Origin of the sequence: Nitrospirillum pindoramense, from assembly GCF_007827955.1 — a bacterium.
Classification (GTDB): Bacteria; Pseudomonadota; Alphaproteobacteria; order Azospirillales; family Azospirillaceae; genus Nitrospirillum; species Nitrospirillum amazonense_B.
On the sequence record NZ_VITR01000004.1, the window covers coordinates 260,055 to 283,611 of the forward strand.

16 protein-coding genes are annotated in these 23,557 nt (G+C 65.9%); 5 read left to right on the top strand and 11 right to left on the bottom strand.

The features are described 5' to 3' along the window. Positions 1-13 precede the first annotated feature (13 nt). The 8 genes from FBZ90_RS08390 to FBZ90_RS08425 form a co-directional block, all read right to left on the bottom strand. Positions 14-1,036 carry an aldose epimerase family protein gene (locus tag FBZ90_RS08390; protein WP_145730931.1) on the bottom strand — a complete coding sequence of 341 codons (1,023 nt, stop codon included), beginning with the start codon at positions 1,034-1,036 and terminating at the stop codon, positions 14-16. Beyond that, positions 1,033-2,496: a D-xylose transporter XylE gene (gene xylE, locus FBZ90_RS08395; RefSeq protein ID WP_145730933.1), complete on the bottom strand. Its 1,464-nt coding sequence runs from the start codon at positions 2,494-2,496 to the stop codon at positions 1,033-1,035. Before xylE ends, FBZ90_RS08390 begins: the two co-directional genes overlap by 4 nt. Positions 2,497-2,640: 144 nt before the next feature. Next, positions 2,641-4,434 carry an IlvD/Edd family dehydratase gene (locus FBZ90_RS08400; protein ID WP_145730935.1) on the bottom strand — a complete coding sequence of 598 codons (1,794 nt, stop codon included), beginning with the start codon at positions 4,432-4,434 and terminating at the stop codon, positions 2,641-2,643. After that, on the bottom strand, positions 4,427-5,296 hold the full coding sequence (locus FBZ90_RS08405) for an SMP-30/gluconolactonase/LRE family protein (RefSeq protein WP_145730937.1): 870 nt from the start codon (positions 5,294-5,296) through the stop codon (positions 4,427-4,429). Before FBZ90_RS08405 ends, FBZ90_RS08400 begins: the two co-directional genes overlap by 8 nt. Before the next feature lie 12 nt (positions 5,297-5,308). After that, positions 5,309-6,070 carry a D-xylose 1-dehydrogenase gene (xylB, locus tag FBZ90_RS08410; protein ID WP_145730940.1) on the bottom strand — a complete coding sequence of 254 codons (762 nt, stop codon included), beginning with the start codon at positions 6,068-6,070 and terminating at the stop codon, positions 5,309-5,311. A gap of 51 nt (positions 6,071-6,121) precedes the next feature. Next, positions 6,122-7,315: a fumarylacetoacetate hydrolase family protein gene (locus tag FBZ90_RS08415; RefSeq protein ID WP_145730942.1), complete on the bottom strand. Its 1,194-nt coding sequence runs from the start codon at positions 7,313-7,315 to the stop codon at positions 6,122-6,124. A gap of 185 nt (positions 7,316-7,500) precedes the next feature. Continuing rightward, the gene (locus FBZ90_RS08420) at positions 7,501-8,553 is read right to left on the bottom strand and encodes a LacI family DNA-binding transcriptional regulator (RefSeq protein ID WP_145730944.1); all 1,053 of its coding nucleotides are present in this window, start codon (positions 8,551-8,553) and stop codon (positions 7,501-7,503) included. Between the two features lie 311 nt (positions 8,554-8,864). Next, positions 8,865-10,511 (bottom strand): DUF5597 domain-containing protein, encoded by a 1,647-nt coding sequence (locus tag FBZ90_RS08425; protein ID WP_186455669.1) that lies wholly within the window; start codon positions 10,509-10,511, stop codon positions 8,865-8,867. 264 nt (positions 10,512-10,775) lie between these two features. Between FBZ90_RS08425 and FBZ90_RS08430 the strand changes: the two genes are divergently transcribed. From FBZ90_RS08430 to FBZ90_RS08450, 5 genes are all read left to right on the top strand, one after another. Beyond that, positions 10,776-11,303: an isochorismatase family protein gene (locus FBZ90_RS08430; protein ID WP_145730946.1), complete on the top strand. Its 528-nt coding sequence runs from the start codon at positions 10,776-10,778 to the stop codon at positions 11,301-11,303. A 379-nt stretch (positions 11,304-11,682) separates the two neighbouring features. Further along, positions 11,683-11,889: a hypothetical protein gene (locus tag FBZ90_RS08435; protein WP_145730948.1), complete on the top strand. Its 207-nt coding sequence runs from the start codon at positions 11,683-11,685 to the stop codon at positions 11,887-11,889. 55 nt (positions 11,890-11,944) lie between these two features. Next, positions 11,945-14,827: a TonB-dependent receptor gene (locus FBZ90_RS08440; protein WP_145730950.1), complete on the top strand. Its 2,883-nt coding sequence runs from the start codon at positions 11,945-11,947 to the stop codon at positions 14,825-14,827. An 87-nt stretch (positions 14,828-14,914) separates the two neighbouring features. Further along, a complete protein-coding gene (locus FBZ90_RS08445; RefSeq protein WP_211101949.1) occupies positions 14,915-16,567 on the top strand; it encodes a tryptophan halogenase family protein in 1,653 nt (550 codons plus the stop codon). Positions 16,568-16,908: 341 nt separating this feature from the next. Further along, a complete protein-coding gene (locus FBZ90_RS08450; protein WP_186455670.1) occupies positions 16,909-18,120 on the top strand; it encodes a DUF418 domain-containing protein in 1,212 nt (403 codons plus the stop codon). A gap of 64 nt (positions 18,121-18,184) precedes the next feature. Here FBZ90_RS08450 and FBZ90_RS08455 read toward each other — a convergent pair whose 3' ends face one another. From FBZ90_RS08455 to FBZ90_RS08465, 3 genes are all read right to left on the bottom strand, one after another. Further along, positions 18,185-18,937 (bottom strand): SGNH/GDSL hydrolase family protein, encoded by a 753-nt coding sequence (locus FBZ90_RS08455; protein ID WP_145730955.1) that lies wholly within the window; start codon positions 18,935-18,937, stop codon positions 18,185-18,187. Positions 18,938-19,007: 70 nt separating this feature from the next. Continuing rightward, positions 19,008-21,611, bottom strand: coding sequence for a glycoside hydrolase family 3 protein (locus FBZ90_RS08460; protein WP_145730957.1), 2,604 nt, complete (start codon positions 21,609-21,611; stop codon positions 19,008-19,010). A gap of 250 nt (positions 21,612-21,861) precedes the next feature. After that, a complete protein-coding gene (locus FBZ90_RS08465; protein WP_145730959.1) occupies positions 21,862-23,529 on the bottom strand; it encodes a methyl-accepting chemotaxis protein in 1,668 nt (555 codons plus the stop codon). Positions 23,530-23,557 lie beyond the last annotated feature (28 nt).

Here is a 23,557-nt window from a genome sequence, read left to right on the forward strand (position 1 = left end):
TGTCAACATGTCGCTACCAGCTGAGGCTGAAGCGCATCACCCGGCTGTAGCGGTCGCCCGCCTTCAGGATGGCGTCGGGAAAACCCGGCTGGTTGGGCGCGTCCGGGAAGGCCTGGGGCTCCAGGCAGACGCCGGTGCCCAGGCCCGGATATTGCGACGCCAATCCCTGGCCGCCATAGAACTGCACCGATGGCTGGTCGGTGTGAAGGCGCATGCTGACGCCGCTGTCGGGGGAGGACAGCGTCGCCGCCCAGTCCGCCGCCTCGTCCGGCGCCGGCTCCCCATCCAGGACGAAGCAATGGTCGTAACCACCGGCCTGGAAGATCTGCGGGTGGTTATGACGGGGCGTCAACAGGCGCGGCCGGCGGAAATCGAAGGCCGTGCCCGCTACCGGCTCCAACGCACCCGTGGGGATGAGGCCGGGCCCGACGGGCAGGAAATGTTGCGAGCGCAGGCGCAGCATCTGGCGGTCCGCCGCCACCTGCGCATCGCCCGCCAAGTTGAAATAGGGATGCCACGTCAGGCTGACCGGCGTGTCGGCGTCACCGATGGCGGTGAAGCGCAGGGTCAGGTCGCCACCGGCGACGATGATTTCCGCCGTCACCTCCAGGGTGCCGGGGAAGCCGTTGTCGCCGTCCGGCGACGTCAGCCCCAGCACCAGGCGGGACTCCGCCCCGACCTGATAGTCCTGCAGGCGCCAGACCCTACGGCTGAAGGCCCTGGGACCGCCATGAAGCTGGTTGGCGCCCTCGTTGGGCGCCAATTCCACGGTCCGGCCCTGGTAGGTGTAACGGGCGTTGGCGATGCGATTGCCGTAACGCCCCACCAGGCAGCCCAGGTAGGCCGGGTCATTCTCATAGGCCGCCACGTCCGGCAGACCCAGCACCAGATCGCGCCGGCCCTTGGGGCCGGGAACGGACAAGCGTCGCAGGATACCGCCGAAGGTCAGCACCTCCGCCTGCAGGCCGTCCGCCGGCCCGAGCGTTACCGCCCGGACCGGCGCACCATCCCTGGTCGTCCCGAAGGATCGGATCATGACCGGGCAGCCTTCACCTGTTGTGCGACGTCATGCAGCGGCTTGTGGGTCCACAGCTCCTGAATGGCCTCCAGGCTGCGGCCCTTGGTTTCCGGTACGAAGCGCCACACGAACAGGGCGGACAGCAGGCTGAACACGCCATAAATCCAGTAGGCGAAGCCGTGGTGGAAATGGGCGTTCAGCACCGAATTGCCGTCCATGACGTTGAAGGACCAGGTGACCACCAGGTTGGCGATCCACTGCGCCGCGACCGCGATGCCCAAAGCCTTGCCCTTGATGGCGTTCGGGAACATCTCAGCCAGCAGGATCCAGACCACCGGACCCCACGAGAAGGCGAAGCCGGCGATATAGACCAGCATCGCGACCAGCGCCGCGAGACCCGCCTGACCAGTGGCGAAGATCGTGCCCAGCGCCAGCATGGAAACGGTCATGACCAAGCCGCCCGCGATCAGCAACGGCTTCCGCCCCAGGCGATCCACCGAGACGGTGGCGACCAGGGTAAAGGCGACGTTGGCGATGCCGACGATGACCGTCTGCCAAAGGGAGGCGTTGGTATCCATGCCCATGTTCTGAAACATTTGAGGGGCATAGTAGAGCACGGCGTTGATGCCCACAAACTGCTGGAAGACCGACAGCAGGATACCGACGAACACCACCAGGCCACCGAACGCGAACAGGCGTTCGTTGGTCACGACCAGACTTTCCTCGATCTCAACCAAGGTGACCTTGGGATCGGTGGCGCCACCCAGGCGCTTCAGCACGGCCAAGGCCTCGTTGTCACGGCGCTGCATGACCAGATAGCGCGGTGTATCGGGCGCCAGCAGCAGCAGCAGGGCGAACAGCAGCGATGGGATGCCTTCGGAGGCGAACATCCAGCGCCAGCCGGTGCTGTGCAGCCAGGCTTCGTCACCCAGGCCGGCGATGGCCCAGTTCACGAAGTACACGCCCACCATACCGCCCACGATGGCGATCTGGTTGAAGGAGATGAGACGGCCGCGGGATTCGGCCGGCGCGATCTCCGCGATGTACAGCGGGGAAACCAGCGAGGCGATGCCCACGCCGACGCCGCCGATGATGCGGTAGATGTTGAAGGGCGTCAGCGCGTCCGGCCCCATCTGGCCGATCGTGCCCAGGCCGAATTCCGGCCAGGCCGACCCCAGGGAGCAGATGAGGAACATCAGGGCGGCGACGATCAGCGTCGGCTTGCGGCCGAAACGGTCGGCCATCTTGCCGGCGATCAGGCCGCCGACGACGCAACCGGCCAGGGCGCTGGAAATGGTCAGGCCCTTCAGGCTGTCATGCGCCGTTTCCGTGAGGTTCAACGGCTTGATGAAATTGATGTCGATGCTGGCCATCGCGCCGGAGATGACGGCGGTGTCATACCCGAACAACAGACCGCCCAGGGTGGCGATCAGTGTCAGGCCCGTCGTCAGCGACAGTGCGCCTTGCTTGTTGCCCATTCATTCCTCCCCAGACGGGCCACGCCGGCCCGCCGTTTGTCTTAAAGCGAGGCGCCCCCACTCCACCTGGAACGGGGACGCCCCTGCACCTCAGATCACCTCCGGCGCCCGACTTCTCGGCAGCGGGCGCCAGGAAGCTTCACATCAATGGTTGTGCCGCGGCGGATGGGCCACGACACCCCGATACTTCAACGCCGGCTCCATGCAGCCGCCGCTGTCCAACTGGCCCACCGTCTGGCGGTACATCTCCTGCCACGGCGTATAGCTGGGCGGGGTGGCCGGAATGCCATCGGCCTTGCGCTTCTGGATCTCGGCATCGTCCACCAGCATGTCGCAGGTGCCCTGGTTCAGGTCGATGCGGATGGTGTCGCCGGTGCGCAGCCACGCCAGCCCACCGCCCACGGCACTCTCCGGCGAGGCGTTCAGGATGGACGGGCTGTCCGAGGTGCCGGACTGGCGGCCGTCGCCGATGGTGGGCAGGCTGGTGATGCCCGCCTTCAACAGCGCATCCGGCGGCTGCATGTTCACCACCTCGGCCGAGCCGGGGAAGCCCAGCGGGCCGGCGCCGCGCACCACCAGGATGCAGCGTTCGTCGATGTTGAGCGCCGGGTCGTTGATGCGCTCGTGATAATCGTCCGGCCCGTCGAAGACGATGGCCCGGCCCTCATACACGCCTTCCCGGCCCGGCTCGCTCAGGTAACGCTGGCGGAACTCCTCCGAGATCACGCTGGTCTTCATGATGGCGAAGTCGAACAGGTTGCCCTTCAGCACCAGGAAGCCGGCGCGTTCCTTCAGCGGCTGGCTGTAGGGCGTGATCATCTCCCGGTCGTGGCTTTCCCGGCCTTCCAGGTTCTCGCCGATGGGGCGGCCGGTGACCGACATGGCCTTGTCGAACAGCTTGCCCGCCTGCTGCAGCTCCCACATCACGGCGGGCACGCCACCGGCGCGGTGGAAGCGTTCACCCAGGTACTTGCCGGCTGGCTGCATGTTGACCAGCAGCGGCACGTCATAACCATGGATGCGCCAATCGTCGGCCGTCAGCTCCACACCGGCATGGCGGGCCATGGCGTTGATGTGCGGCTGCGCGTTGCTGGAGCCACCCAGCGCGCCGACCAGCTTGATGGCGTTCAGGAAGCTCTCACGCGACAGGATCTTGGAGGGGCGCAGGTCCTCATAGGCCATGTCGACGATGCGGCGGCCCGTCTCGTACGCCATCTGCCCGCGCTCGCGGTACGGGGCCGGAATGGCGGAGCACCCGGTGAGCGACAGGCCCAGGCCCTCGGCCACGGCGTTCATGGTGCTGGCCGTGCCCATGGTGTTGCAGTGGCCGGCGGACGGCGCCGACGACGCGGCCGCGTCCAGAAACTCCTCCTCATCGATCAAACCGGCGGCCAACTTGCGGCGGCTGCGCCAGATGACGGTGCCGGAACCCACCAGGTCGCCCTCATGCCAGCCGTCCAGCATGGGACCGCCGGACAGGACGATGGCCGGGATGTCGACCGTGCTGGCGGCCATGATGCCGGCCGGCGTGGTCTTGTCGCAGCCGGTGGTCAGCACCACGGCGTCGATGGGATAGCCATACAGGATTTCCACCAGGCCCATGTACGCGAGATTCCGGTCCATGGCCGCCGTGGGCCGGCGGCAATTCTCGAAGATGGGATGGACGGGAAATTCCATGGGAATGCCGCCCGCGTCGCGGATACCGTCGCGGACGCGCTTGGCTAAATCCAGGTGAATACGATTGCAGGGGGAGATGTCGCTGCCCGTCTGGGCGATGCCGATGATGGGCTTGCCCGAGCGCAGTTCCTGCGGGGTGATGCCGTAGTTCATGAAGCGCTCAAGATAGAGCGCGGTCATGTCGATCCGGTCCGGCGCGTCGAACCAGTCACGGGAACGGAAACGAACAGCCGGTCGGTCTTGGGAGGAACGGTCAACCATACGCGATCTCCGCCGGGGGCAGGCCCGGCACGGTGGCCCTGAAGTGGAACAAGCCGCCAGCCAGTGGTTGCGCGGCGCGATCCTGGTCGCTCAGGCCCTTGGCGGCGGTGGTGGCGTAAACATCCAGGCGGTCATCCCCGCCAAAGGCAAGCTTGGTGATGTTGGCGCAGGGGAAGCGCACCACCTGCAACAACTCCCCCGCCGGGGAATAGCGCCGGGCGGCCCAGCCACCGAACAGACCGACCCAAAGGCAACCGTCAGCGTCCACCACCGTTCCGTCGGGCCAGCCGGCGCCGTCCTCGATGGTGATCAGCAGGCGACCGTTGGCCAGCGCACCGCCGGCGGACAGGTCATAGGCGGTGATGGTCTTGGCCAGGGTGTCGGTATGGTAGAAGGTGGTCCCGTCCGGGCTGGTGCAGGGCCCGTTGGTGATGACGATGCCATCGACATGGCGCTTCAGTGCCCCGGTCCAGGAATAGAGGGCGCCGGTCGCCGCTTCTTCCGCGTCATCCATGGAACCGAACCACAGCCGGCCCTGGGCATCGACGAAACCGTCGTTCAGGCGGTTGCCCGCCCGATCCCACTCCACCGCCACCAGGGGCTCGAACACACCTGTTTCGGTATCGAAACGGGTTAGCTTCCCCGGCAGGCCCACGATCAGGCCGCCCCCGGCGCGCGGCAGGGCGAAGCCCGGCTGATCCGGCGCGTCGAAGCTGCGGGTACTGCCGTCAGCGGCGCGGAAACGGTGGATATGCCGCTTTTTGATATCGACGAACCACAGGGCCTGATCACGGGGGGACCATACCGGCCCCTCCCCCAAGGTGGCGCCCAAAGCCCAGATGCAGCGGGGTTCCACGGTCACGGGGCAACCTCCTCAGCGCCAGCCGGCGTCGACGAAGTATTCGTGGCTGGTGCACATGCGGCCATCGTCAGAGGCCAGGAACAGCACCATGGCGGCGACGTGCGGCGGGTCCACACGCTCCTTCAGGCACTGCTGCGACAGGATGCGGGCCTCTTCCTCCGGATTGTGCCACAGGCGCATCTGGCGCTCCGTGCGCACGCCGCCCGGCACCACGCAGGTGACGCGGATGTTGTGCTCGCCCAGGTCGCGGGCCAGCGAGCGGGTCAGCCCCTCGATGCCGGCCTTGGCGGTCTGGTACATCAGCAGTTCCGGCAGGGCCACATGCCAGGAGATGGAACCGAAGTTGATGATGGCGCCGCTGCGCTGCGCCTTCATGCCCGGCACGACGGCCTGGGACGCGAAGAACATGTGCCGCAGGTTCACCGCCATGCGGTTGTCCCAGTATTCCGGCGTGATCTGCTCGATGGTGTGGCGGTCGTCGTTGGCGGCATTGTTCACCAGCACGTCCACCGCGCCGGCGTTCTGCACTTCCGCCAGCGTCGCCTTCAACTGATCCAGGTTGGTCAGATCACACTTGTAGAACTTGGGCGCATGGTCAGCGCTTTCGGCCAGGGTCTGTTCCAGCGCGCGGCTGTCAGCTTCCGCGATGTCCAGGAAGGAAACCTGGGCCCCCTGGCGGACGAACGCCTCGGTGATGGCGGCGCCGATGCCGGAGCCGCCGCCGGTGACAACGACCCGCTTGCCCCGCAGGCTAGGATAGATGGCGTGCGTCATGATGTATTTCAGGCCTAAAAGAATTGGTTTGGATGGGTGACGCGCGCGGCATCACCCGTTCAGCAGGCCACGGCGAGCCAGATTGCGCATCAACTCGGTCAGGCCGAAGGTCCAGGGCGCCGCCTCATGGCACGGCACCACCTTGTTGACCAGGCTGCCGAGACGCGGGCTGGACACGGTGACGATGTCACCCGTCTTGTGGGTGAAGCCACGACCCGGAGCGTCGCGATCCTCAACCGGGGCGAACAGCGTGCCCAGGAACAGGGCGAAACCGTCGGGATATTGATGGTTCTTGTTCAGGGTCTGGCCGACCAGGTCCAGGGGGTCGCGGCTGATCTCGGACATGGTGCTCTTGCCGTCCAGCACGAAGCCATCCTCGCCGGTGACGTTCAGGTGCACCACGGCCTCGCGCACGTGGTCCATGGTGAACGTCTCATCGAACAGGCGGACGAAGGGACCGATGGCGCAGGACGCGTTGTTGTCCTTGGCCTTGGACAACAGCAGGGCGCTGCGGCCTTCGAAGTCGCGCAGGTTCACGTCATTGCCCAGCGTGGCGCCACGCGCGCGGCCCTGGCCGTCGCACAGGATCACCACTTCCGGCTCCGGGTTGTTCCAATGGCTGTCGGCGCGCACGCCGATCTCCACACCCCAGCCCATGGCCGACAGCGTCGGGCCCTTGGTGAACACCTCGGCGTCCGGGCCGATGGCGACCTCCAGGTACTGCGACCACAGCCCGTCGGCGATCAGCGCCTCCTTCAGGCGGGCGGCGTTCTCGGAACCGGGCTTCACCAGGCGCAGGTCGGTGCCGACGCGGGAAGACAGGGCCTGGCGGATTTCCAGGGCCTTGCCCGCATCACCACGCGCCCGCTCCTCGATCACGCGTTCCAGCGCGGACACGGCGAACGTGACGCCTGCGGCCTTGATGCACTGCAGGTCGATCGGGGTCAGCAGCTTGGCACGCCCGGGGGCAACGGCCTGCCCGCCGGCCCAAGTGGGCTTCAGGTCCCAATCGGCGACGCGGCCGATGCTCTTGCCTTCGGGGATCTGCCCCGGTTCCAGCCGGTTCATCAAGTCGGACACGGTCGGGGCCACGCCCGACAGGTCGAAAATCTCACCGTTGCGGATCAGGACCGGCGTCGGGCCCTCGCCCGCATCGATACGGCCCAGCAGAACCGCGTTGGCGCTGTCCTCGGGAAAAATGCTGTCGTGCGCAGTCTGCACCGGCGTGTCGACCGGGTACCCCATCTCTTGAACTCCTCCCAAGGTGCATTATCGCCAGGCGGCCCTTGTTAACGCTAACATTAGAGGCCAGCGAGAAGCGCTGTCAAGGCGACGTTACCATACCAGTCCGGATTTCGAAGGCATACGCACGAAGGTTTCGCCCCCGACTCCGCCGGAAACCACCTGTCCCGGGCACCGGCCGCAAGGGCTCACGGCTTGGACGGCGCGGCGGTCGACTCCCGTTCCACCAGCGTATGGCGCAACAGCTGCTGCGCCGGCGTCCCGCCTCCACCGCCGCGGCGGCGCTTCATCTCGTCCAGCAGCATGCTGACCGCCGCGCGGCCCATGGCGGCGATGGGCTGGCGCACGGTGGTCAGGGCCGGCCAGATGGTGCCGGCGATCAGCGTGTCGTCGAAACCGGCGATGGACAGGTCGACAGGGACGTTCAGCCCCAGGCGGTGGGCCGTGGCCAGCACGGCGGCGGCCATATCGTCGTTGGCGGCGAAGATGGCCGTCGGCCGTGGCTCGAGGGCCAGCAGCTTGTCCGCCGCCGCCAAGCCGGAGCGGTAGTTGAAATAGCCCTGCTCAATCGGGGCGGCCCTGGGGTCCAGACCCGCCTCGCTCAAGGCATCCAGGAAGCCGTGCAGGCGCTGGTCGCTGACGGTCTGGTTGGGGTGGCCCTTGATGAAGCCGATGGCGCGGTGACCCAGCGACAGCAGGTGCTGGGTCATGCGGTGGGCGGCCTTGTAGTTGTCGATGCGTACGGTGGCGACATCCGGCCCCGGCTGCCCCGCGGCCACGGCCACGGCGGCGACGCCGGACTTGGCGATGTCCGCCAGGATGCTCTTGGCCTCGCACAAGGGCGGCGGCAGGACGATGCCGTCCACCCCGCTCTGCAACAGCTTCTGCAGCGCCGCCTTTTCGGTGGCGGCGGTGGCGCCGCATTTCTCGACCACCAATTGGTGGCCAGTCTTGCTGCTTTCATCCAGCGCGCCCAGCAGGAATTCGCTCAGGAAGGCGACACTGGGATTACTGTAGAGCAGGCCTATCCGGAAGGTTTCGGACCCCGCGAGGCGCCGCGCCGCTGGATTGGGCGTGTATTTCAATTCCTGGATGGCGGCCATCACGGCGGCGGAGGTGGCCGGCGTGACATTGTTCTCATTATTGATGACACGGGACACCGTCATCGGGGAAACGCCGGCGCGCGCCGCCACCTCACGAATGGTGACTCCCTGCGAACTCCGCCCACGCCGCTTTTCCATACGCTTCCTGCTCCGCCTTATCGGGCCCGCGCATACACTGCCGGTTTGGATCGGTGATAGCAGTACCATTGGGACTTGCGCAATCGCCTGCTGACCGTTTTGTGTAAAACGGGCATCGCCAATGGCGCCTACGGCGACTTGATGCAGCTTTACATGGTAAACGCCGATTAAAGCGGCGCCAATACAAGGGCGGAGGCCGGCAAATCGACCCGAGCGCGAAGCGGCGAGTCGGCAAGACGCCCTGCCGCGGCGCCAAAGTCTGGGCGGCGGCAGGGGCCTGTCCTTGAGACCGTCTTGACCGGGACAGCCCGTCAATACGTGGCGAACCGCACCTTCAATATCTGGGGTGTCGACGTGAAGTTCAGGCCGTAGTCGGTCTGGTCGCCATTCCAAAGACGCTCGAACACCCACTTGCCGCTATCGTCGAAGTGCCCCTCCTCCACGCTGGCCATCATGTAGCCGTTCTTGCCGGCCTTGACGGCCTGGGAGAAGTCGACGCGGGCATGATAGCCGGCCACCAGATATTCATTGGGCGCCAACTCGGCGATGACCACGCCGCCACAGGGCTTTTCATTGCCCGTGGGCTTGGCGTCACCGAACTGCGGCAAGCCATAGCTGACCGTGGCCTTGTAGGGGCCAAGGTCCAGGGTGTTGCTGTGGTCGGCCGTCGGCTCGGACGCCCCCCAAACCTTGCCCTTGAGGCTGAGGGCCGCCAACTGGCGGTTGATCGCGCCCAGCAGCTTGAAGTTCATGGCGAAGGGCTCCAGCGACTCCGCGTCGATCTTTGCCGCCCCCAGCGGGTAGTTCACGTAGCGGGTATAGTCGATGCCGAAGGGCGCGAAGCCGATGCCCTGGTGCCCCAGCGTGGCGAAGACATAGCGGGCATAGACGGCGTCGTTGCCGGTTTCGGCGACCAGCAGGGCGTTGTCCGGCCGCTTATACTGTTCCAGGGTCTTGACGTAGAAATCATAGCCGCGGTCATAGATGTCGGGCCCGATCAGATCGATGCTGGGCGCCGCCGCCTTCCAGATATCCAGCACGTTCCAGGTGGGGCCGCCACTGGAATAGGTGTACGGGTCCTGGTCCTTGAACGGGTCGCGCAAGGCCGCGTTCACATAAAGGGGGATGGGATATTCGGCCTTGCCGGCGGCGGCCACCTGGTCGACGAAGCGGGCGGTGAAGTAGGCGTGGAAGAACTCATCCGCGTCCTTGCCGAAGACGTCCTTCCAGGTGCCGGGACCCTTGTTCAGCGCCTTGACCAGATCGGCCGGAACCTTGCCTTCGAACACCTTCTGCGCCTCCGGCCGGAAGTCGCGGACGGCGCCGTAGGTGCCGGTCTCATTCTCCACCTGCACCATCAGCACCGTGTGCTGCTGGCCGTCCACCTGCTTCAGATGGCGCATGAAGGTGACGAATGCCTTTTTGTCGGCCTCCAGCGTGGCGGGGGCGAGCGGCGACAACGAACCCCGCATGACGCCCTTGGCACTGACCACGCGGGGGAAGCGGTCGTTGTCCAGCTTCACCCAATCCGGGGCGTAGGACGGACTGTTGTTCTTCCAGGTGCCGAACCACAGCAGCACCAAATGCTTCTTATGCTCCCGCGCCTGGGCGAGCAGGGTGTCGAGGAAGCTGAAGTCGAATTGGCCTTCCTTGGGCTCGATCTGCTGCCAGGCGATGGGCATGAACAGGGTGTTGGCCTGCACCTGTTCCACGGCCGGCCAAACCTGCGGCAGCACCGATGGCCAATTGCTGGAATTGTTGGCCTGGGCGCCCAGCACCAGGTAAGGCGCGCCATCGACCATCAGGGCGTACCGCCCCTCCTCCCGCACCAGGCGCGGCATCTCGGTCCGCCCCTCGGCCGCATGGGTCATGGGGGTGAAACCCGCCAGCAGCGGAACGGCGAGGGCCATGGAGCGCAGGGCCATTTTCAGAACGCGGTTATCCGGAACGCTTGTCATTGGCAGGCCCTCCCAAGCCCATAGCTGATTATTGAAGATCGGCGCGCTTGCCGTCCCGGTCGGAACGATCCTGTGGCACATGGCCAGAAGCGTTACAACGAGCATATTTATATGATCAAGACGATACGCGCGGATCATACGCGTCAACAGTATCAAATCAATCCACTATCGCTGTTACCGTTATCAACCGACCGTCTCCTTGCCTGAGGACTGCGGCCGCCGCCATAGTGGAGCCGCCTGTCATCTGAGCGAGAAGCGTCGCCCGTGCCCCGTCTCATTCCAACCCGCAGTACGCTGGCGGTGATCGATTTGCAGGCCCGCCTGATCCCGGCCATCCTGGATGCCGATGTCGTGCTGTCCAACACCCGCCGCCTGGTGAGCGCCGCCGGCATGATGGGCGTGCCGGTTGTGTTCACGGAGCAGAACCCCAAGGGCCTGGGACCGACGGTCCCGGATCTCGCGCCGGAGTCCGCATCGGTGGCGACGAAGATGGCTTTCGACGCCACCAGCGTCCTGGCGGAGCATCTGCCCGCCGATCACGCCGTCATCCTGGCGGGATGCGAGGCCCATGTCTGCGTGCTGCAGACGGCATTGGGGCTGATGGCCACGGGGCGGCAGGTTCATGTGGCGGAGGATGCCGTGGGTTCCCGCACAGCCGGAAACAAGGCGGCTGGCTTGCGCCGCCTGGAACGACACGGGGCTGACATCATCACCACCGAGATGGCCCTGTTCGAATGGCTGGAAAGTGCCTCCCACCCCCGCTTCCGCGACGTCATCGCATTGATCAAGTGATGGGGCGCCCCCCTGATCCGTTAGATCCGCCCCCGCGGAGACGATGGCGGGTGCCGCCACAGCATCAGCAATTCCCCTATTTATCAGCCAATTATGATCCTCGCAAAAATGCACAATTATTGAGCAATGGCTTTTGCTACCTCTGAGTGCGCACTTCCGGCATTTCAGCCTTCTGGCGATGGCCCGCAGCTCCATCAACAGCGAAGCCACCAAGCCCCGCCCCTCGCCCGGAAATTTGAAGCAATCAGAGGGCGACGGGCTGAAATATTCACGAAGATTCAATGAAATAGCATACTTCATTTTCCTGCCCGGACGGTCAAATACGCCGCAGCTTCACAGCCCCGCGCAATAAAGCGACAGCGGCTCAAAAGGGGCCGGAATGGGCAACCTGTGCCTCAAGCGCAACACCAACTTAAAATTGAACCCTTTGTTTTTATTTGGTTTTTTTAAAATCCACCGCGACAAGAAAGGGACCGGTACCATTTTTCATGTGAGCGCTACCATTCTCCCATTGCAGGCCCGCATGAATCTCCATATGCATTTATATGACTACGGCGTGACGCACCAAACGCGGCGGCCGGGGTGAAGCGCGCGGGCCCTTCGACCCGCGATAAATAAGATACCCAGGGAAGGGAAACGCCATGAGTTGGCCCCAGAATTCCTATCGTTCCTTTGTGCTGGCCGGTGCGTCCGTGCTGGTTCTCGGCGCTTTGTCTGCCGCTTCCTTCGCCCAAGCCCAGACCGCGGCTGCGGCGGATGACGAGCTGCAGGAAATCGTCGTGAGCGGGCAGCGTTTCGCCGTGTCCGACGCCGCCAAGCGCAAGGCCGCCGCCGACATGATCCTGGACAGCATTTCGGCCGATGACGCCGGCAAGCTGCCGGACAACAGCGTCACCGAGGTGCTGCAGCGCGTCCCTGGCGTTTCCATCACCCATTTCGCCGCCGTCGGCGACCCCGACCACTACTCGGTCGAAGGCTCCGGCGTGACCGTGCGCGGCCTGTCCCAGGTCAGCAGCACCCTGAACGGCCGCGAAGCCTTCAGCGCCAATGGCGGCCGCGCGCTGCTGTTCGAGGACGTGCCGCCGGAACTGCTGGCTGGCGTCGACGTGCTGAAGAGCGGCTCGCCCGATGTCATCGAGGGTGGTATCGGCGGGTCGGTAAACCTGCGCACCAAGATGCCGTTCGACTATGATCACCAGACCTTCAGTGGCTCCGTGTCGGCGGACTATGGCGACTTCATCAAGCAGACCAAGCCGGGCGGCTCGCTGCTGTACGCCAACCGCTGGATGACCAGCATCGGCGAGATCGGCGCCATGGCGAGCGTCGCCTACAGCGACATCAGCACCCGCCACGACACCATCCAGGTCGAGCCCTATTTCCCCCAGACCTACAACGGCAAGAACGTCTACGTTCCCGGCGGCTTCGATTGGCGCTCGGGCACGTTCGACCGCAAGCGGCTGGGCGCTTACGAATCCCTGGAGTGGTCGCCCAACAACGACCTGACCTTCTACCAGACGGGCTTCCGCTCCGATTACTGGAGCAAGTCGAAGGAAGCCGGCGTCTACAACCAGGGCAGCAACTCCGTCAACGTCACCGCCGGCAGCAACAGCGTCTTCGGTTCCAACGGCGGCCTGCTCAGCTCCAACCAGTTGAGTTCCACCGCCTCCGACCCGCTGCAGCTTCCCGGTGAGTCGGGCGGCAGCACGGCGTTGGCCAACCCCGGCCTGACCAACCAGCACAACGTCACCACCGACCTGTCGCAGGGCATGAAGTGGACGCCGACGAAGAACTGGACCATCACTTCCGACTTCCAGTACGCGATTTCCCAGTCGCAGCAGCAGCGCATCGACCTGTTCTCGCAGACCTCGGTGCCCAGTTACGGCATCAACCTGACGGGCGACCTGCCGGTCATCAGCGTCAGTAACCCGTCGCAGCTGGCCGATCCGTCGCGCTACATCTGGTACGCGACGATGGACCACCTGGAAAACCACATCGGCCGTGAGCTGGCGTGGTCGGGCGACGCCGATTATCACGTCTCCGACAGCGGCTTCCTGCGTTCGTTCAAGGTGGGCGCCCGCTTCGCCGACCGGACGGAAAAAGACGATGTCACCGGCTACAACTGGACCGGCCTGACCCCGACCTGGAACCCCTCCTCCTCCTGGAAGTACCTGAACACGGCGGCGGCCAGCGACATCAACGTCTCGGGCTTCAGCAACTTCTTCCGGGGGGCCACCACCCTGCCCGGTACCACGGTGTTCCCGGCCTGGTCGCTGCTGGAGAGCTATCCCGAAAGCCTGACCAAGATCCACCAGCTGTACGGCCTGGCGGGTGACAACACGGCCCCGGTGACCTACACCATCGCCAACCTGTCGCATACCAAGACCCGTACCGAATCCGCCTACGCCATGGCCCGCTTCGGCGAAGACAATCTCTTCGGCAGCGGCTGGAAGATGAACGGCAATTTCGGCGTTCGCATCGTCAACAACGAGAACAGCAGCCAGGGTTATATCCAGCAGCCCACCGGCCAGATCCTGTACAACGGGGCGACCGCGGACCTGCCCGGCGGCTATACCGCCAACAATGGCGGCCATAACAGCCTGATGGCCCTGCCCTCGTTCAACGTGCAGTTCATGCCGAACGACGAAGTGCACCTGCGCTTCGCCGCCTACCAGAACATGACCAACCCCAGCTTCAACAACCTGAACGCCTCGGGTTCGTTGAGCCTGACCACCGACACCAATCACGTCATCACCGGTGCCACCGCGACCTCGGGTAACCCGAACCTGAAGCCGCAGCTGGCCAACAACCTGGACGTTTCCGCCGAGTGGTACATGCCCGACGGCGGCCAGGTTCACGTCGCCGGCTTCTACAAGCAGATCAAGGACTACATCTCCTACGGCGTGACGTCGGTGAATGTGCCCTTCGCCCTGCCGGGCGGCGCGACCCAGACCATGACGGCGGCGGTCAGCGGCTACTTCAACGCCCAACCCGCCTATGTGAAGGGCGCCGAAATCGGTCTGCAGAAGTTCTTCGACTTCCTGCCGGCCCCGTTCGACGGCCTGGGCATCGACACCAACTTCACCTACATCTACAGCAAGAGCCCCGGCGACCTGTCCTACGACATGCTGGGCAACCGCATCACCGGCCTGCCGGTGGATCTGCTGTCGCGCTACAACTACAACATCACCGGCATGTACGAGAAAGGCCCGATCTCGGCCCGCCTCGCCTACACCTGGCGCAGCAAGTACCTGCTGACCCCGACCGCCAATGGCACCAACGGCACCTACACCAACGCCGCCGGCCAGACGGTCACCTACAACCTGCCCATCTTCGCGGATGACTACGGCACGCTGGACGCCTCGATCGCGTACAGCTTCGATGATCACATCACCCTGACGCTCGAAGCGCAGAACCTGACCAACAGCGTGACCAAGACGCTGATGGGTTATGGTGACCAGCAATACGGTCGCAGCTGGTTCGTGGCAGACCGCCGCTACAGCGCCGTGCTGCGCTTCAACTACTGATCCTCCGCCTGCGGATGATCGTTCGTTGGTAACCGAACCCCCGGCCTGTCATGGGCCGGGGGTTTCGGCCATCATGGGGAGGGCGGAATGACGACGCAGAGCATGGGTTCGAAGGACGCCGGGTCACCGCCCGTCCGCGACGTGCTGATCGTCGGCGGCGGCACCGCCGGCTGGCTGGCGGCCGCCTACCTTGCCCGCACGCTGGCCATTTCCCAGCCCGGCGGTGCCCGCATCAGCCTGGTGGAATCCCCCGATATCGGCATCCTGGGCGTGGGCGAAGGCACCTTCCCCAGTATCCAGCGGACGCTGCGCCGCATCGGCATCGATGAGTCGGTGTTCATGCGCGAGAGCGAGGCGACCTTCAAGCAAGGCATCCGCTTCGACCATTGGGTCCGCCCCCCCGACACCCCCGGCCGCAGCCACTATTTCCACCCCTTCGAATCCGCCATCACCCCCGAGGGGATGGACCTGCTGCCGTACTGGCTTCTGGGTTGTGCCGATGACGGCATCGGGATCGACACGGCGGTGACGGTGCAGAAGGGCGTGGCCGATGCCAGCCTAGCCCCCAAACGCCCTGGCGAGGCGGACTACGCCGGGGCCCTGAACTACGCCTATCATTTCGACGCCGTGAAGTTCGCGCGGCTGTTGCGCACCGTGGCCATCGACCTGGGCGTGCGTCATGTCGTCGATACCGTGGACGCCGTTCCCCTGGCGGAGGATGGCACCATCGCCGGCGTGCTGACGCACCGGAACGGTCGCCTCACCGCCGACCTTTACATCGACTGCACCGGGTTCAGCGCCCAACTGATCGGGCAGGCGCTGAAATCCCCCTATCAGTCCTGCCGGCAATGGCTGTTCTGCGATCGCGCGGTGGCCTTGCAGGTCCCCTACGACCGGCCGGACGCCCCCATCCCCAGCTACACCATCTCCACAGCGCAAGAAGCAGGCTGGACCTGGGACATCGGGCTGGAGAGCCGGCGCGGGACCGGCCACGTCTATTCCTCCGACCATACCGACGACACGCGGGCCGAACAGGTGCTGCGCGACTATATCGGACCGGCCGCGGCCGACAAGGCGGCCCGCACCTTCCGTTTCGAGGCGGGCTTCCGCCCGCAGCCCTGGGTGGGGAATTGCGTGGCCATCGGCCTATCCGGCGGCTTTTTCGAACCCCTGGAATCAACCGGCATCGTCATGATCGAAGTGGCTGCCGTGCTGCTGAGCAGCCTGTTCCCCTGGGCGGGCGACATGGTCACGGCAGCGCGGCAGTTCAACCGCATCATGCGGCAGCGCTATGAACGGGCGGCGGACTTCCTGAAGCTGCACTATTGCCTGACCCGGCGCACCGACACCGCCTTTTGGCGCGACAACGCCGACGCCGCCACAACGCCGGACACGCTGCGTGACCTGCTCGACCGCTGGCGCCATCGCCCACCGGAAGGGCTGGACTTCGACCTCAACCTCGACACCTTCAGCGAGGCCAGTTGGCGCTTCGTGTTGTATGGCATGGAATATGGCACCGACCTCGCCGCCCAGGCGGGCGCCTTCCGCCATAAGGATGAGGCCCGCCGGCATTTCGCGGCCATCCGCGCGGGTACGGCGCAAGCCCTGGCCGCCCTTCCCCGCCACCGCGACCTGATCCAGCAGATTTACCGGCACGGGCTGCGGCCGCGTCCATCTTTCGGCACCGCGCAAGCCGGTCAATCAGCCCTGTCGGCTGGCATGGCTGGCCTATCACGCTGACGTCCATCCCGTCCTCGTGATCCTACCAACGGATCTGCCTCCCGCTGCCGTGTGGGTCGCGGCCCCCTCTTCCTGGCCTGCCCAATATGCCCGGCGCACAACGCCTACGGGGTGGCGGCCACCCTGCTGACGGGTTCGGGCAAACGGCGGTGGATGGGGCAACCGACCGACCAACATTGAATACGGGCAGATCCGCGACTTCATCAACCGGCATTGCCGCGCCGGCCGGCCGGTGGCAGCATGACAACGCTGGCATTTCCCGGGAGGATGCCCGGCCAGGGGATAAAAGAACAACAGGATGGCCTGATATGAGTGCATCGGGGAGCGCACGGGGATCGGCCGTGGCCGGGTTGAATGACCGCATCACCGTCATTGACGCCTTACGGGGAACGGCCCTGGTGGGTCTGTTCCTACTGCACACCATCGAGCATTTCGACTTCCTGAGCGACGCGGCGGTACCGCCGGCCTGGTTGAAGCCGTTCGACACGGCGGCCCACGACGCGGCCTTCTTCCTGTTCGCCGGCAAGGCCTACGGCATCTTCGCGCTGATGTTCGGCATCAGTTTCTCCCTAATCCTGGGTCGCTGGTCGCGGCGGGAGGGCAGCGCGTCGGCTCGCTTCCTGTGGCGGCTGGCCGTGTTGTTCGCCATCGGCTACCTGCACGGCCTGATCTACTGCGGCGACATCTTGACCATCCTGGCGGTCATGGGCGCGCCGCTGGTGCTGCTGCACCGCCTGGGCGACCGGGCCCTATTGGCCCTGGCGGCCGTGCTGCTGATCCAGCCGCCCACCCTGTGGCAGATGGCGGGCCTGCTGAGCGGCACCGCCCCCACACCGGCCATCCCCTTCCACTGGACGGTGTATGAGGGGCTGATGCCCATCTACGCCAACGGCGGCTTCTGGGACGTGGTGAAGGCCAACCTGTGGCAGGGCGTGCTGGCCCGCACCTTCTGGACCATCGAAACCGGCCGCTACCTGCAGATGATGGGCCTGTTCCTGGTGGGCCTGGTGGTGGGGCGTAACCACGTCCTGGAGCGGGCCGCGGAGCATCGCCGCCTGCTGCAGGGCATCCTGGCCAGCGGCGCGCTGGCCTTCGCCGTGCTCTATCCCCTGAAGCGCCTGGCCGAGGGCGCCAGCCTGCCCACCATGACGGCCTATGAGGTGACGAACCTGGCCAACGCCTATTGCGGCTTGGCGCAGATGGCCATTTGGGCCAGCGGCTTCGTCCTGCTGTATCCCCGCATCCAGGCCCTGGCGCCGGTGCGGGCGCTCGCCTCCTTCGGGCGCATGAGCCTAACCTGCTACGTCACCCAAGCCCTGGTCTTCGTGCCGCTGTTCTACGGCTACGGCCTGGGGCTCTACCGCGTCATGGGCCCGTTCTACAGTGTGGCCAGCGGCATCGCCTTCGTCATCCTGCAATGTGCCCTCGCCCATTGGTGGCTGCGCCACTACCGCTACGGCCCCCTGGAATGGGTCTGGCGCGCCGCCACCTTCCGCACCCTGTCCCTGCCCCTGCGCCACGCCCCCAAGGTGGCGCTGGCGGATGCGGCGTAAGCACACCAAAACGCCCGGGACCAGCCAGTCCCGGGCGTCCATCTTTCCAGCAAAGTTCTGCAGGCTACTGGGCCTTGGCCAGCGCTTCCTTCACCACCTTGTCGGCCAGCGGGGCCATGGCGACGTAGCCGGCCTCGGTCGGGTGCACGCCGTCGGAGGCCAGGCCGGGCTTGAAGTCGCCCTTGCCGTCGCCCACCACGTCCTTGTAGTCGACGAACAGGGCGCCCACCTGCGCTGCATACTCCTTCAGCCAGGCATTGTGCGCGGCGATCTTGGGCGCCGGGTCCAGTCCATGGCGCCACTTGAAGTCCAGCGCCGGGGGAATACCGGCCAGGATCACGGTGATGCCGTGCTTCTGCGCCAGCTCCACCATGCTCATGATGTTGTTCTTCAGCTGTTGCGGCGATACCGGCCCCCAGTTCTGGGCCAAGTCGTTCGTGCCGGCCATGATGTGCACGACCTTGGGGTGCAGGTCGATGACGTCCTGACGGAAACGCAGCAGCATCTGCGCCGTGGTCTGGCCGCTGATACCCCGCCCCACGCGGCCAGGCGTGAAGAAGCCAGGCGTCTTGTCCACCCACAGCTGTGTGATGCTGTCGCCCATGAACACTACCTGGACCGAACCTGGCTTCAGCTTCTCATTATCCGCGGCATAACGGTTCAGGTAGGCGAAGTCGTTGTGCAGCCTATCCTCTTCCTCCTGATGCCACTTGGCCACCTGCTCGGCACTCGGGGGCTTGTTGTCCTCGGCCAGGGCCGGAAGGGCGGCGGCCAAACCCGTCAGCATCACGGCGGCTGCCAGGGTCAGTTTCTTCATTGCAAGGTTCCTCCCACATGAGCCCTAAGGCTGGGCTCGATTTCATAAATCATCTTAATTTATTCTAGAATCAATGGCCGGGACAGATGGCACCCGCCGGGTCGGCGGACAGCCGCACAGTGGCCAGCGACAGGCGCAAGGTGCCGCCGGTGCTGAGCGCGAAGGGCGTGGTGACCTTGGACAGGTCAGCCCCCGCCTGCTTGAAGCAGGACAGCTTGACCTTCAGGGTCTGCCACTGCCCCACCGGCGCCGACTTCAGGACCGATGTCAGATCCAGGGCTCCCGGGGTGCCCGGACCGGTGCCGGAGGCCAGCCACACGGTGCCCGCCGGCGCCTCATCAACACGGTAATCCACCTGCAGCGACAGGGCGCCATTGGCCTGACGCATCAGATCCAACGTGCTGCCGGTCACGGCGATGGCGGCCTCGCCCTTGCCGGTCCAGCTCACCTGCCGCCCGGCGCCCTGGATGCCGCCCGCGTCCACCGGCTTCACCGCAAGCGCCCCCGCGACCTCCGTCGCCGTGCCATCCCCCAGCACGGGCACAATGGAGGCGCCCTGGCGCAGGACGAAGCCCCAGGGCGCGGGATTTCGGCCCTTCACGAAATAGGTGTCGATGTTGGCCGCCGCCGCATCCACGCCGGGCACCTCCGGCAACGACGGCACAAGGGTGGCCTTGGCATCGGCGTAGCGCAGGCCGTAGCCGAAGGGGAACAACGGGTCGTAGGGCTGGCGCAGATGGTTCAGCGTCGCCTGGGCCGCCGTCTTGGGCCAGGAATAGGAGAGCTTGCCCGTGAAGTCGTACCGCGGCCGGCCCTGGGCATCGCCCACCAGGACGTCGGCCACGCCGCCGCCCTCCGACCCGGGGAACCACGCGGCGACGAAGGCGTCCGACGCGTTGATCTCGGGATTGACCCACAGCGGCCGGCCGGACAGGAAGACGGCGACGACGGGGATGCCCTGGGCCTTCAGCTTTTTCAGCAGCGCCAGATCCTGTTTGTCGCCTGGCTGGAATTCCAGGCTGGGAATGTCGCCCTGGAACTCGGCATAGGGCAATTCGCCGAACACCACCACGGCCACGTCCGGCTTGGTGGTGAAACTGCCGTCGGTGCTGAGGTCCACCGTGCCGCCACCGGCGGCCACCGCCTGGCGGATGCCCTCATAGAGGGAGGTGGCGCCGGGGAAGTCGCCGTTCTTATTGCCGGTCCCCTGCCAGGACAGGGTCCAGCCGCCGGCCTGACGGCCGATGTCATTGGCGGCGTCGCCCGCCACCAGCACGCGGGACTTCGCCTTGAGCGGCAGCACATTGCCGTTGTTCTTCAGCAGCACCAGCGACTTGCGCACCGCCTCCCGCGCCAGGGCGCGGTGCTCCGTATTGCCGATCACACCGTCCTTCAGCTCGAACGGGCGGGTGGCATCGAACAGGCCCAGCTTGGCCTTCACCCGCAGAATGCGACGCACGGCATCGTCGATGCGCGCCATAGGGATGGTCCCCGCCTTCACCTGGGCCACGGTGTTGGTGAACAGGGCCTTCCAATCGTTGGGGGCCATGATCATGTCGATACCGGCCTGGATGGCGGCCGGGCAGGAGTCCGCCGTGCAGCCTGGCACCTGCCCATGGCCGTTCCAATCGCCAACGACGAAGCCGTCAAAGCCCATGCGCCCCTTCAGCACATCGGTCAGCAGCGATTTGTTGCCGTGCATCTTGACGCCCTGCCAGCTGGAGAAGCTGGCCATGACCGTCATGACCCCGGCATTGATCGCCGCCGGATAACCCGCCGCGTGAATGCGGATCAGGTCGGCCTCGCTGACCGCCGTATCGCCTTGATCGATGCCGTTGGTGGTGCCGCCATCGCCCAGGAAATGTTTGGCAGAGGCAGCGACATGGCCATGCTGCAGCGCTTGTCCGGCCCCCGCCTGCCCTTGCAGGCCCAGGACCATATCGCCCGCATACTGGCGCACGATCTCCGGATCCTCGGAATAGCCCTCGTAAGTGCGTCCCCAGCGGTAGTCCTGCGGCACGGCCAGGGTGGGCCCGAAGGCCCAGTCAATGCCCGCCGCCGCCGTCTCCTGCGCCGTGGCCACGCCAATGCGCCGCATCAGGGCAGGCTCATGGGCGGCGCCCAGACCGGAATTGTGCGGAAACAGCGTGGCGCCCACCACGTTGTTGTTGCCGTGGACGGCATCGATCCCAAACAGGATGGGGATGGCCAAATGTCCCGGCCGCTCGGCCAACGACGCCACGCGGAAGGCGCGCGCCGTCTCCGCCCAGCGCTCCGGCCCGGCCCGGTCGTCGCCACCGGCGGGCGCGCTATCACCACCCGCCAGGATGGAGCCCAGCGGATAATCCTTGAGGTCCGCCGGCGTGACGGTGGAGATGTCCGCCTGGATCATCTGGCCGACCTTGTCCTCCAGGCTCATCTTCGCCATCAGGCTGGTCACGAAGGCTTCTGTCTTGGCATCCACCAGCCCTTTGCTCTTGGCGGCCGGCCACAGCTCGGGGTGGGCGACGCCGCGGGCGCTGTCTGTCACGGTGGAGGATGCCTTTTGCGGGGACGTCGGTTGGGGTGCGGCCTGCTGCGCGGACGCGGATATCGGAGCCGCGAACATCGGCGCCAGGACGGCGAAAAGAATGGCCGGCGCCACGGACGCCAGAAGGGCCAGACGGTGCTTCATGGATTCCCTTGTTCTTATCATTGGGTCTTCTTGGACACGGGCGCCTATCCCACCCGGGCCTCCCTAAAGCCGGACAGGAAACCCGCCGCCCGTCGCCTATCCTGTCGGGCGAATTATCCGGGCCGCGAATTAGTAGGATGATAACGCTATCATCGGGGCTGGGCAAGCCAGGCACGGCTCGCTTGATGTTACCGCTCACATCCCGCCTCAAGGGCGGGCAGGTTCGCCCGTCCCGGCGGCTGCCCCCCCTTTACGCCGCTCGCAACCGAGCCAAAAAAGCATCCACCTGGGCACGCAGCACCTCGGCCTCGGCTGACAGCTCGGCGGAGGAGTCCTCCACCTGCGCCGACGCGTTGGCGGTCTTCTGCGCCCGTTCATTGACGCCAAAGATGTTCTCGGTGATCTCCTCCGTCGCCCGCGCCGTCTCGCCCACATTGGTGACGATGGCCTGGGTGGCAGCGCCTTGCTCCTGCACGGCGGCGGCGATGATGGAGGCGATCTCGTCAATGCGGCGGATGGTGCCGCCGATGTCGCCGATGGCCGCGACCGCCTCGCCGCTGGCCCCCTGGATGGCGGCGACATGGGCCGCGATCTCATCCGTGGCCTTGGATGTCTGGCTGGCCAGGGCCTTCACCTCCGACGCCACGACGGCGAAGCCCTTGCCCGCCTCCCCCGCCCGTGCCGCCTCGATGGTGGCGTTCAGTGCCAACAGGTTGGTCTGGCCGGCGATATCGCTGATCAGTTGCACGACAGCGCCGATACGCTTGGCCACCTCCGACAAGCCATCGACCGTGCCCCGGGTCGCGTCCACCTGGGTCACGGCCTCGCGGGCGATGACGGCGGAATTCTCCACCTGGCGGCTGATCTCGCCGATGGAGGACGACAGTTCCTCGCTGGCCGTCGCCACGCTGCGCACATTGCCGGCGGACTGGCTGGCGGCGGCCGATACGGTGGTGGTCTGTTGCAGGCTTTCCTTCGCCGCCACGCCCAACTCGCGCGCCGTGGCCTGAATGCCGTTGGCGGCGACCGCCACCTTGTCCACCACGCCCCGCACCGTCGCCTCGAAGGTGTCGGCGGCACTGGCCATGGCCGCCTTACGGTGGGCCTCCGCCTGCGCCTTCAGCGTTTCCTGCTCGGCCACCAGGGCATCGCCCTGGATCAGGCTCTCCTTGAACACCTCGACCGCGCGGGCCATGGCACCGATCTCATCCCCACGGGTCGTGCCCGGCACCTCCACCCGCCGCGCCCCGCCGGCCATGGTTTCCATCACCCCCCGCAACAGGTCGACAGGCCGGGTGATGGACCGGCCCATGACCCAAGACAGGGCCAAGGTCAGGACGGTGGCGATACCGGCGAAGGCGAGGCCCGTGGCGTGCCCCCGGTTGGAAATAGCGTCGAACGCCCTGTCCGCCTCGTCCGACTGCTTCAGGTTCAGGGCGGCCATCTTCTCCAGGCTCTGGGTCATCCGCTCACGCGCGGCGTCCACCTTCCCGTCCAGTTCCCGCATGGCCGTCGTCAGCACGTCGCTTTTTTCCAGCGCCGGCAGCATCTCCTGTTCAAAGATGGCGATGTAGTCCCGCAAGCCCGCCTCGGCGCCGTCCAACGCGCTCTTCTCCTCCGGCAGGTCGGCCTCAGCGCGCAGCTCCTTGAACATGTCCAGGATGCCCTGCTTCTTCGCGGCCCAATCCACCCGGGTTTCATCAAGGTTGTGGTTGATCTCCGCATCCGCGACGACGGCATACAGGTCGTTGCCGGCTGAAACGGCCCGCACCGACTTGGCGGCCACGGCGGCGGCGGTGGTCAGCGTCGCCTTGCTTTGGGCCAACCGGCCCAGCGTCAGGGTGAAGACCGCCGCGATCACCAGGATCAGCAGCACGCTCAAGGCGGACGCGAGGATCAGTTTGTGCGCGAGTTTCATGAGGGGCCTCCGCCGGATTGGAAACGGG

Bases quoted from the DNA above. Each gene is read 5' to 3' on its own strand.
- xylE (WP_145730933.1), bottom strand. From the start codon at position 2,496: ATGGGCAACAAGCAAGGCGCACTGTCGCTGACGACGGGCCTGACACTG.
- FBZ90_RS08425 (WP_186455669.1), bottom strand. From the start codon at position 10,511: ATGACAAGCGTTCCGGATAACCGCGTTCTGAAAATGGCCCTGCGCTCC.
- FBZ90_RS08420 (WP_145730944.1), bottom strand. From the start codon at position 8,553: ATGGAAAAGCGGCGTGGGCGGAGTTCGCAGGGAGTCACCATTCGTGAG.
- FBZ90_RS08440 (WP_145730950.1), top strand. From the start codon at position 11,945: ATGAGTTGGCCCCAGAATTCCTATCGTTCCTTTGTGCTGGCCGGTGCG.
- FBZ90_RS08455 (WP_145730955.1), bottom strand. From the start codon at position 18,937: ATGAAGAAACTGACCCTGGCAGCCGCCGTGATGCTGACGGGTTTGGCC.
- xylB (WP_145730940.1), bottom strand. From the start codon at position 6,070: ATGACGCACGCCATCTATCCTAGCCTGCGGGGCAAGCGGGTCGTTGTC.
- FBZ90_RS08460 (WP_145730957.1), bottom strand. From the start codon at position 21,611: ATGAAGCACCGTCTGGCCCTTCTGGCGTCCGTGGCGCCGGCCATTCTT.
- FBZ90_RS08465 (WP_145730959.1), bottom strand. From the start codon at position 23,529: ATGAAACTCGCGCACAAACTGATCCTCGCGTCCGCCTTGAGCGTGCTG.
- FBZ90_RS08445 (WP_211101949.1), top strand. From the start codon at position 14,915: ATGACGACGCAGAGCATGGGTTCGAAGGACGCCGGGTCACCGCCCGTC.
- FBZ90_RS08415 (WP_145730942.1), bottom strand. From the start codon at position 7,315: ATGGGGTACCCGGTCGACACGCCGGTGCAGACTGCGCACGACAGCATT.
- FBZ90_RS08435 (WP_145730948.1), top strand. From the start codon at position 11,683: ATGGGCAACCTGTGCCTCAAGCGCAACACCAACTTAAAATTGAACCCT.
- FBZ90_RS08400 (WP_145730935.1), bottom strand. From the start codon at position 4,434: ATGGTTGACCGTTCCTCCCAAGACCGACCGGCTGTTCGTTTCCGTTCC.
- FBZ90_RS08390 (WP_145730931.1), bottom strand. From the start codon at position 1,036: ATGATCCGATCCTTCGGGACGACCAGGGATGGTGCGCCGGTCCGGGCG.